General features: G+C 77.2%; 1 pseudogene. It reads right to left on the bottom strand.

What is annotated here, in order from left to right:
- A pseudogene (locus ABZ641_RS37320) lies at positions 1-1,000 on the bottom strand (hypothetical protein); the annotation flags it as partial.
- Positions 1,001-1,405 lie beyond the last annotated feature (405 nt).

Raw genomic sequence — 1,405 nt, 5'->3', positions numbered from 1 at the left:
CGAGCTGGCGGGCCATCAGGACGGCGGCGCGGCCGACCCGTTCGCTGTGGCCGCGGGTGTAGGCGTCCTTGATCTCCACGGCCTGGACGAGGGCGCGGACGGTGGCCCGGTGGGTGGTGGCCTCGCGGTGGCCCTGGGCGAACATCCAGGCGGAGATGGACAGCGGCAGCAGGGCGAGGACGGCGGCGAAAGCGCCGTACGGGCCCTGCCACAGGACGGCGACCATCAGTCCGCCGGCGCCCTGGACGAGGGCGGGCAGCACGACGGCGCCGGTGGCGCGGGCGAGGTCGGCGGGGTGGGCGCCGCGGGCCCGGCGGGCCGCGCAGAGCTGCCGCATCACCCCGACCAGGGCGGCGTTGACCAGGCAGAACACGGCGACGGCGGCCAGTGCGCCGAGGGCGGCGGTCGGGAAGTGCGTGCCGAGCAGCAGGTGCGGTCCGCCGAGCAGGCGGTAGACGGCGGCGGCGGCGAAGGCGGCGACGGCCAGCTGGGCGGCGTTCCACAGCCGGCGGAGCCGGCGGGGGGCCGGGACGTGGGCGGTGAGCGCGCCGGGGACGGCGACCAGTGCGGCGGCGGCGGGCGGCAGCAACAGGACACCGGCGAAGAGCACCGGGAAGAAGCCGCGGCCGGGCAGCGTCCGGGCGGCCTCGCGGGCCTCGCGGGGCGGGCGGCGCAGCAGCCGGCGGCCGAGCCGGGCGCACGGGGTGGGCAGGCCGAGGGCGAGCGACTCGGCGCAGGTGTGCAGGAAGGCGAGCAGGCCGAGGCGGGGCCAGTCGACCGGGCCGCCGAGCGGGCCGTGGACGGGGGCGGCGAGCGGGATCAGGCAGCAGAGGGCGCCGGCCAGTACGGCGGCGGCGTACCGGGCCGCGGTGCCGGTGAGGGCGTCCCCCTCGCATTCGCTGGCGATGTCAGCCTCCCCCGCCGTGCTCGGCCCGTCCGGTCCGCGGGCCAGTGAGGAGAATAGGCCCCGGTTCGCGGGGCGGGGCGCACGATCGCGCAATGACGCTGCCGACACCGGGTCAGCTCACCCGAACGAGTGAAACGATCCAATGGTGGGGATGACTTGAGCCCGGATCACCCGGGGCGCGGCCCTGAGAGCGCTTCCCGAAGGCTTCCTTAAGAGAGGCCCAAGCCTCGCCCAGGACTCTTGACCCGGCCAGTGGTCCAGTCCATTTTGGGGATTGACCCCGTCCGGAAGGGGGCGGCCGCCACCGCGGCCGCAGTTGCCCCACGGCATCGTGCGCGGATGCCGACCGTCCTTGTGCCCGGCGCCGCCCGAACCTCCCGGGCGGCGGTCCCCCCATGCCCCGGAGAGGTCCCCGATGGAACGTGCCCAGCTCCACTCCCCCGCACCCGGCCGGCACCGCCGCCGGCGCGGTGCCGCCGCCGCCGCGGCGATCGCCGC

Source organism: Kitasatospora sp. NPDC007106, from assembly GCF_040634455.1.
Taxonomy (GTDB): domain Bacteria; phylum Actinomycetota; class Actinomycetes; order Streptomycetales; family Streptomycetaceae; genus Kitasatospora; species Kitasatospora arboriphila.
The sequence above is the reverse complement of the archived record's forward strand: the minus strand, read 5'-3'. Positions and strand labels throughout refer to the sequence as shown.